8 protein-coding genes are annotated in these 8,006 nt (G+C 62.9%); 3 read left to right on the top strand and 5 right to left on the bottom strand.

Going from position 1 to position 8,006, the window contains the following annotated elements; translation table 11 throughout:
* Positions 1–81 precede the first annotated feature (81 nt).
* The 3 genes from EOA86_RS13495 to EOA86_RS13485 all read right to left on the bottom strand — a co-directional run bounded on the left by EOA86_RS13495 (position 82) and on the right by EOA86_RS13485 (position 3,867).
* Positions 82–1,968 carry an ABC transporter ATP-binding protein/permease gene (locus EOA86_RS13495; RefSeq protein WP_128342112.1) on the bottom strand — a complete coding sequence of 629 codons (1,887 nt, stop codon included), beginning with the start codon at positions 1,966–1,968 and terminating at the stop codon, positions 82–84.
* A 98-nt stretch (positions 1,969–2,066) separates the two neighbouring features.
* Positions 2,067–2,393, bottom strand: coding sequence for a metalloregulator ArsR/SmtB family transcription factor (locus EOA86_RS13490; RefSeq protein ID WP_029354431.1), 327 nt, complete (start codon positions 2,391–2,393; stop codon positions 2,067–2,069).
* Between the two features lie 64 nt (positions 2,394–2,457).
* Positions 2,458–3,867, bottom strand: a complete 1,410-nt coding sequence (locus EOA86_RS13485; RefSeq protein WP_128342111.1) for a LysM peptidoglycan-binding domain-containing protein — start codon at positions 3,865–3,867, stop codon at positions 2,458–2,460.
* Positions 3,868–4,014: 147 nt separating this feature from the next.
* Between EOA86_RS13485 and EOA86_RS13480 the strand changes: the two genes are divergently transcribed.
* Positions 4,015–4,626 (top strand): TIGR00730 family Rossman fold protein, encoded by a 612-nt coding sequence (locus EOA86_RS13480; protein WP_127212343.1) that lies wholly within the window; start codon positions 4,015–4,017, stop codon positions 4,624–4,626.
* Positions 4,627–4,681: 55 nt separating this feature from the next.
* Here EOA86_RS13480 and EOA86_RS13475 read toward each other — a convergent pair whose 3' ends face one another.
* Positions 4,682–6,034 (bottom strand): sorbosone dehydrogenase family protein, encoded by a 1,353-nt coding sequence (locus EOA86_RS13475; protein ID WP_128342109.1) that lies wholly within the window; start codon positions 6,032–6,034, stop codon positions 4,682–4,684.
* 144 nt (positions 6,035–6,178) lie between these two features.
* On the opposite strand from EOA86_RS13475, the gene EOA86_RS41225 reads away from it, so the two are divergent.
* Both EOA86_RS41225 and EOA86_RS41220 read left to right on the top strand, forming a co-directional pair.
* The gene (locus EOA86_RS41225; RefSeq protein WP_281035658.1) at positions 6,179–6,727 is read left to right on the top strand and encodes a CorA family divalent cation transporter; all 549 of its coding nucleotides are present in this window, start codon (positions 6,179–6,181) and stop codon (positions 6,725–6,727) included.
* The gene (locus EOA86_RS41220) at positions 6,703–7,242 is read left to right on the top strand and encodes a CorA family divalent cation transporter (RefSeq protein WP_281035657.1); all 540 of its coding nucleotides are present in this window, start codon (positions 6,703–6,705) and stop codon (positions 7,240–7,242) included. The genes EOA86_RS41225 and EOA86_RS41220 overlap by 25 nt, the downstream gene beginning before the upstream one ends.
* Here the strand turns inward: EOA86_RS41220 and rarD are convergent.
* Positions 7,217–8,006: EamA family transporter RarD (gene rarD / locus EOA86_RS13465; protein WP_128342107.1), on the bottom strand; the 790-nt coding region annotated here is incomplete at its 5' end. The two genes, EOA86_RS41220 and rarD, sit on opposite strands and share 26 nt — an antisense overlap.

The following is an 8,006-nucleotide window of genomic DNA, read 5'->3' as shown; positions in this document are numbered from 1 at the left end:
GAACACATGATCAGCGATGCCCGCACCGGCCAGGTGCTCAGCATCGAGGCTTCCGCGCCGGGCGCCGGCTGGCCATAAGGGCTACGACACCTCGGAGGGGCGGCGGCGGACAACGACGCCGAACTCGTCGCGCTCGCGAGCAATGCGCAGCCGCTCCTCGGCCTCGGTTGCCTCACGCTGGCGGTCCCACATCGACGCGTACAGACCGGCCTTGCGCATCAAGGCGGCATGCGTGCCACGCTCGGCGATCTGGCCGTCCTGCAGCACGATGATCTCGTCGGCCGAAATCACCGTCGACAGCCGGTGGGCGATGACGATGGTCGTGCGGCCCTTACTGACGAGGTCGAGCGCCGCCTGGATCTCCTGTTCGGTATGGCTGTCGAGAGCCGAGGTCGCCTCGTCGAGCATCAGGATCGGCGGCGCCTTCAAAATGGTGCGGGCGATCGCCACACGCTGCTTCTCGCCACCGGACAGTTTCAGCCCACGCTCGCCGACCATCGACCGGTAGCCGTCGGGCAGACGTTCGATGAACGGCCCGATCTGAGCGAGTTCTGCCGCCTTGCGCACATCCTCCTCGCTGGCATCGACGCGGCCGTAGCGGATGTTGTAGGCGATGGTGTCGTTGAACAGCACGGTATCCTGCGGCACCATGCCGATCGCCGCGCGCAGGCTCTCCTGCGTCACGTCGCGAATGTCCTGGCCATCGATCAGAATCTTGCCGCCCTGGATGTCGTAAAAGCGGAACAGGAGCCGCGAAATGGTCGACTTGCCGGCGCCCGATGGCCCGACAATGGCAACCGTCTTGCCGGCCGGCACTTCAAAGCTGATGCCTTTCAGGATCTTGCGGTTGGGATCGTAGGAAAAGTGCACGTCGCGGAACTCGACCTTGCCGGCGCCGACGACCAGCGGCTTGGCACCCGGCTTGTCGACGATCTCCTGCGGCACATCGAGCAGATCGAACATCTGCTCGATGTCGGTCAGGCCCTGGCGGATTTCGCGATAGATGAAGCCGATGAAGTTGAGTGGGACCGAAAGCTGGATTAGCATGGCGTTGATGAAGACGAAGTCGCCAACCGTCTGCGTACCAGCCTGCACCTCCAGCGCCGAAAGGCACATGACGATAACCGTGCCGAGACCGAAGATGACGCCCTGGCCGAAGTTCAGCCAGCCGAGCGAGGTCCATATCCTGGTGGCGGCGGCCTCGTAGCGCGCCATCGAACGGTCGAAGCGCTTGGCTTCCATGCTCTCGTTGTTGAAATATTTGACCGTCTCGAAATTGAGCAGCGAGTCGATCGCCTTGGTGCTGGCGTCGGTGTCGCTGTCGTTCATGTCGCGGCGAATGACGATGCGCCAGTCGCTCGCCCTGATGGTGAACCAGATGTAGAGCCAGACCGTCACCGCCACCACAGCCACGTATTTCCATCCATAGGTGACGGCGAAGATGCCCGCTGTCAGCGCGAATTCGAGGATGGTCGGCAAGGTGTTGAGCACGGTGAAGCGGACGATCGTCTCGATGCCCTTGGTTCCGCGCTCGATGATGCGCGACAGGCCGCCAGTGCGGCGCTCGAGATGGAAGCGCAGCGACAGTCGATGCATGTGGATGAACGTGCGGAAGGCGAGCTGGCGCACCGCATACTGTCCGACGCGGGCAAACAGCGCGTCGCGCAACTGGTTGAAACCGAGTTGCACCAGCCGCACGACATTGTAGGCGATGACCAGCATGACCGGCGCCAGCAGGAAAGCCGGCAGCGGCGGCACCGACTTGGCGTCACCAGCCAGCGCATCGGTTGCCCATTTGAAGAAATAGGGGCCGGCAACCAGTGTCAGCTTGGCGACGACCAAAAGCACGGTCGCCCACACCACCCGTGCCCTGAGGTCACCACGGTCGGCCGGCCACATGTATGGCCAAAGATTGCGCAATGTCTTGAAGGTCGAACCGGATTCAGCGGAAACGGTTTTTTCGGCCATTTTTATCGCCTTTTTCTTATATCTTACTGCTTGACCGCCATCTTTTCCGAAAACCGGCCACTTTTCGCTGACGCGGTCCTTCGATTCGGGACCATGATCTAGCGGCCGGAGCAGCACGAATTGACGAGCGCGGCCAGCGATGCGGAAACATTGGCGAGCGCATCGCTGTCGACTTCATAGCGCGAGCGTTGCCGGTCCGGCTTGTAGCGGACGAGCCCTGCGTCGACCAATACCCTCAGGTGCTGTGAAACCGTGGACTGCGCCAGGTCGAGATGGTCGACGACCTCCCGGCAGCAGCAGGAGCGGCTGGCCGAAAGGTGCCTGAGGATCTCGATCCGGGCCGGATGCGAAAGCGCGGCGAGCTTCGCGGCTACGGACTGGCTGTCGGCGAAGCCGCAAGTCTTCTCGGTCAAGGGCGCATTCATCGTTTATCGGCGATAGACGATGGACGAGCTTTCCGCAAGAGGGCGGAAAGAAAGAAAAAGATTTCTAATCAGCCTTCGTCGGGGCTGTCGTCATCTGGTCGCCCATCGCCTTGAGGTTGGCGGCTTCGCCTTCCTGCGATTTTTCCGGGACCTTGAACACCTGCCCCGGCCAGATGCGGTCGGGATTCCTGATCTGATCCTGATTGGCGAGGTAGATGGTCGAATAGCGCACGCCTTGGCCATAGACGCGCCGCGAGATCTGCCACAGCGTATCGTGGCGGCGGATAATAACGGCGCTGTCGGCGTGTTCGAGCTTCGGCGCCGCGGTCTCGGGAATTCCAGCCGATGTGGCGGCAACTGCGGGCCCTTCGGCTCCGATTGCAGCAGGCGGGCCAGCGGCGGAGGATGGCGTGGCAGGCTTCTGCTCGACGGGCGCCACGGCGGCGACCGACTCGCCCGGCTCGCGCTCGAAAGGCACGGCGGCGCGGGCCAGCACCTTTGCCCCGTCGGCATCGAGTGCGTCGACATGGATGGTGTAGGTGCCAACGGGAATGCTGCGCGTCGCCTCGACCAGGAAGTGGCCGTCGGGCGAAGTTTTCGCGTCGCCGAGCAAGATATCGTTGGCATAGGCGCGCACCTTGCGGCCGGGATCGGCGAGCCCGGCGACGAAGATCTTGTTGCCGTCGATCTCGATGGCTTCGACGACGATCTTTGGCCCTGCAGCTGGTGTCGCCGGTGCGACAGGCATGTCCGGAGCCGGCGCGGGGGCGACTTCGGCAGTGGCCGGCGCCGTGGCAGCCGGTGCGCCTGGGGCCGGTGCTGCGGCAGCGGGGTCCCCGGCAGCGGAGTCCTCGGCAGCCGGGGCGGCCGCCTTGTCGCCAACAGGCGCTTCAGGCTTCTTCTCGGGTGTAGGAACGGTGAGCAATTCGGAGGCCTTGCCCGGCTCCTCGATCATCGCCAGCACCTGGCCAGCAGGACTCTGGGGAATCGAGACGACGGCTGTCTGCGCCGAGGGGGTCACGACATTGCCGGTCATTGAGCGCAGCGCGATCGTGTAATCGCCGGGTTTCAGCGGATCGTCGAGAACGATGGCAAAAGCACCATCGGCGCCGGCGACCGTCGAGCCGAGAACCGTCGAACCGTTGAGAATCTCGACCTTGGCGTTGGGTGCGGCATTGCCGGCGACGACGATAGAGCCCTTGATCTCGACCCGAACAATATCGAAGGTCGGCGCGATCGCATCAGCCGTGGCCGGCGCTGCCGGTGCCATCGCATCTGTGGCCGGCGCGGGCGAAACCGATCCATCGGTCACCGGCTTGGCCGGCTTCTCCGCCGGCGGCGTCAGCGATGCCACTTCCGCCGGTGGCGCGCGATTGACATACGGGTCGAGCGCGCCCGATACATAGGCGGTTCCCGCCGCGGCGACGGAGCCGCCGATGGCGAACAAAAGCGCCTTTACTGGATTAATTGTCATATTTCCCTGCCCTTAGCCACCTAATGCCGGTCTACCCTGTTTTGCCCAAACCGACAAGAAAAAGGGGGCCGACAAGAAAAAGGAGGCCAGCAAGAAAAAGCCCGCCCGGGCTTGACCGCGAATAAAGACCCAATCACCAATCATCTCATGAACACGATTCGATCCATCTGCGTCTATTGCGGCTCGTCTCCAGGCCGCGATGAAACCTATGCCAAGGCCGGACACCTCCTTGGGCGTTCGATCGCCAAGTCCGGCCTGCGTCTGATCTATGGCGGCGGCACCAGGGGCATCATGGGAGCCGTTGCCGAAGGGGCGTTGCGGGCCGGCGGCAAGGTGACGGGCATCATTCCGCGCTTCCTGATCAACAGGGAGGCCACCGAAACCGCGCTTAACCGGCTCGACGAGCTCGTGGTCACCGACAACATGCACGAGCGTAAACATACGATGTTCGAGAAATCCGACGCGTTTGTGGCGCTGCCGGGCGGCATCGGCACGGTCGAGGAAATCATCGAGATCATGACCTGGGGCCAGCTCGGCCATCATCGCAAACCGATCGTCTTCGGCAACGTCGGGGGATTCTGGGATCCGATGCTGGCGCTGCTCGACCATATGATGGCCGAAGGCTTCATCCACAGCGCGCAGCGGGTCAAGCCGCTGGTGGTCGACGATCCGGAAGCGATCGTCGCCGCCATCATAGTCGCCGGATCATCGGTCGACGCACCGACCGAAGGTGTGCAGTCGGTAATCGACAAGCTTTAGGGCAGTAGGGCAGTAGGGCAGTAGGTAGTGAAAGCCGCGCTCATGAAGCGCGATCCTACTCCCCTACTCCCCCCGCAAGTCGGCGACTTGCCCGGCGGACCCGCCAGATGACATTGCCGACATCGTCGGCGACGAGCAGTGCGCCGCTCCGATCGATCGCAACGCCCACCGGACGGCCCATCGCCTTGCTATCACGCCCGATAAAGCCAGCGAGCACATCTTTTGGGGGACCGCTCGGTTTACCCTCGCGGAACGGCACGAAGATCACCTTGTAACCGCTGAACACGCTTCTGTTCCACGAGCCGTGCTGGCCGACGAAGGCGCCGTTGCCGTAGGCCGGGCCGAGCGACGTGCCTTTGGAGAAGGTCAGTCCCAGCGAGGCGGTATGGGAACCCAGCGCATAATCGGGCTTTACCGCCCTCGCCACGAGATCGGGGCGCTGCGGCTTGACGCGTTCGTCGATGTTCTGCCCGAAATAGCTGTAGGGCCAGCCGTAAAAAGCGCCGTCACGAACCGAGGTCATGTAATCCGGGACGAGATCGTCGCCGATCTCGTCCCGCTCGTTCACGGCGACCCAAAGCTCGCCAGTTTCAGGGTTCCAGGACAGCCCGTTCGGGTTGCGCAGCCCTGACGCGAAGACCCGGGTGCGGCGGGTCGACCGGTCCACTTCAAGGACGGCGGCGCGATTCTTCTCCGCGGCCATGCCATTTTCTCCAACATTGCTGTTGGAGCCGACGGTGACATAGAGGTTGCGTCCATCCGGACTTGCGATCACGTCCTTGGTCCAATGATGGTTGAGATCTCCGGCCGGCAAGTCGACGATCTTTTCCGGCGGCGTTGTGACTCGGGTCTGGCCATTGGAGTAGGGGAAAGAGACGAGCGCGTCGGTATTTGCGACAAAGAGCTTGCCTTTGGACAGCGTCATACCGAAGGGTGAATTGAGGCCTTCCGCGAACGTCCTGCGCACATCGGCAATGCCGTCGCCATTGGTGTCGCGCAGGAGCGTGATACGGTTGGCGCTTTTGGTCGCGGCCCCGGCGCGCTTCATAGCAAGGTCCATGAAGACCTTTCTAAGGCTGAAGCCTTCGTCATGCTTGGCAGGAGCATTGGTTTCGGCGATCAGCACGTCGCCGTTCGGAAGCACGTGCAGCCAGCGCGGATGGTCGAGGCCGGTGGCGAAGGCGTTCACCATCAGCCCCCGAGCCGGGGTTGGCATGCCACCTTTCTGCCAGCCCTTCGCCTCGGCGATTTTGACGGTCGGGATCAGCGTCGGTCTTGGTTTCGGTAAAGTGGGGTTGGGGCCATAGCCGGTTATTGCCCCCGTTTTCTGCGCCGAAAGGCCAGCGCAGCTCGCCATGACGACTCCCAATACCGCTATGACTACGCTTCGTGGGAAGCCGGCATGCATCGGACGTCCTCCACATGGATTTACGTGGTGCTCTTTGCGTAAACGCAAGTCAACGGCGTATTATTCCAGATTGCCTCCCAAACAGCGGCGTCGTAGGCGCGCCTCGGATGACAGTCAAAACCGTCACACGAAACCGGTTCGCCCGTGCTAGTGATCACAGTCTGGTCGCCGCCGCGCGGCGGCGTATTCGAGACTGGCGACGCGACCATGAACATCACGCTCAACCCGGAAGGCACCGACCTATCGCCTTATCTGCCCGACGAGCACGGGCTGTTCTTCGTCTATCACTTCACCGCCGAAGGCGCGCGAACCAAAGACCCGGCCGCCACACACTGGATCTGGCGCAGCTATCAGCTTTCCGACATGCGCGCCCGCCATGAGATTGCCACCGAGCCGGCTTTGCCGCCACCGGTGCGCGATGCCTTCCTTACGGCCGACCATGGCTGCCACATCGACCTCGATGGCGACTGGCTCTACGGCGACCTGCCGGACCTGCGCCACGACTATTCGGCGGAGGCGCGCGGGCTCGGCCATTTCCGCTTCGCCCTTAACGACACGATGCTGATCGGCGGGCGCAAGCAACCGCTGCAATCGGTCGACAATATCCGCAAGGCGATCGACAACGGATCGCACAAGTTCCGCTCTCCGGCCGAACTGATCGAGGCCTCATGGGCCAGTCGCTCGACGGCATGACGACGGAACTCGGTGGCCTTGGCGACACGCTCGACGGCATCGAGGACCGCATCGTCTGCGACGCATGGCACAATGAGCGGCAGGCGCTGGTCGATGCGCGCCGGCAACTGGTGGTGATCCATCGGCAGATGGCGTCGCTGACCAGCCTGTTCCGCCATCTCGACCATTCGCATCGCAACGATTTGCCTGATAAAATCAACGACATGGCGGCACGGCTTTCGCACCGCGCCCATACATTGCATCATGACGGCGAGCAATTGCAGGCACGTGCCCGGCTCCTGCAGGACGAGCTGATGGCCAAGCTAACGACGCAGTCGAACCAGTTACTCTACATGCTGTCGGTGATGACCGCGGTGCTGTTGCCGATGACGATCATCTCCGGCCTGTTCGGCATGAATGTCGGCGGGCTGCCGCTGGTCGAGACGCCGATGGGCTTCTGGGTGGCGTCGGCGATATCGCTGGTCGTCGCGGCGGTCGTCTATCTGTTCGTCAGGCGGCTGGGGCGCGGGGTGTAGCGCCGGCCTTGCGCGCCGAAGAAAACATCGACCAGGAATAGATCGCCAGTGCCGTCCAGATCAGGCCGAAGGCGATGGCCTGGGTGCTGCCGAAGGGTTCGCCGAAAATCAGCACGGCGATCAGGAACACAATGGTCGGCGCGATATACTGCATGATGCCGATTGTGGAGAGACGCAACAGCTTGGCCCCGAAGGCAAACAGCAGCAGCGGTATGGCGGTGACCGGGCCGCAGCCGATCAGCAATGCGGTATCGTTCAGGGAACTGGAGACGAAATGGTCCTGCCCTGTGACGATGAGCAAGATGATGTAGCCGAGCGCCGGCACCGACAGTAACAGCACCTCGAGCAAAAAGCCCTGGCTGGGACCGATTGGCAGCGTCTTGCGGAAGAAAGCATAGGCAGCAAAGGAAAACGCCAGCACCAGCGACACCCAGGGCAGCTTGCCGGCGTCGATCGTCAGCACCGCGACCGCTATGGCCGCCAGCAGCACCGCCGCGATTTGCAGCCTGTCGAGCCGCTCGCCAAGCAGCAGCGCACCGACAACGACGCTGACAAGCGGGTTGATGTAATAACCAAGCGCGGTCTCGATGGTGCGGTCGACCGCAATCGCCCAGACATAGATGCCCCAGTTAACCGAAATCAGCGCCGCCGTCAGCGCCGCCATCGAAATGATGCGCGGCGAACGTAACGCCGCTTTGAAATCCGCCGTGCGTCCGGCCCAGATCAAAACGGCCGCCGCGATCGGCACCGACCAGACGATGCGG

The sequence above is a fragment of the Mesorhizobium sp. M5C.F.Ca.IN.020.32.2.1 genome, assembly GCF_004023105.1.
Lineage (GTDB): Bacteria > Pseudomonadota > Alphaproteobacteria > Rhizobiales > Rhizobiaceae > Mesorhizobium > Mesorhizobium wenxiniae.
The sequence above is the reverse complement of the archived record's forward strand: the minus strand, read 5'-3'. Positions and strand labels throughout refer to the sequence as shown.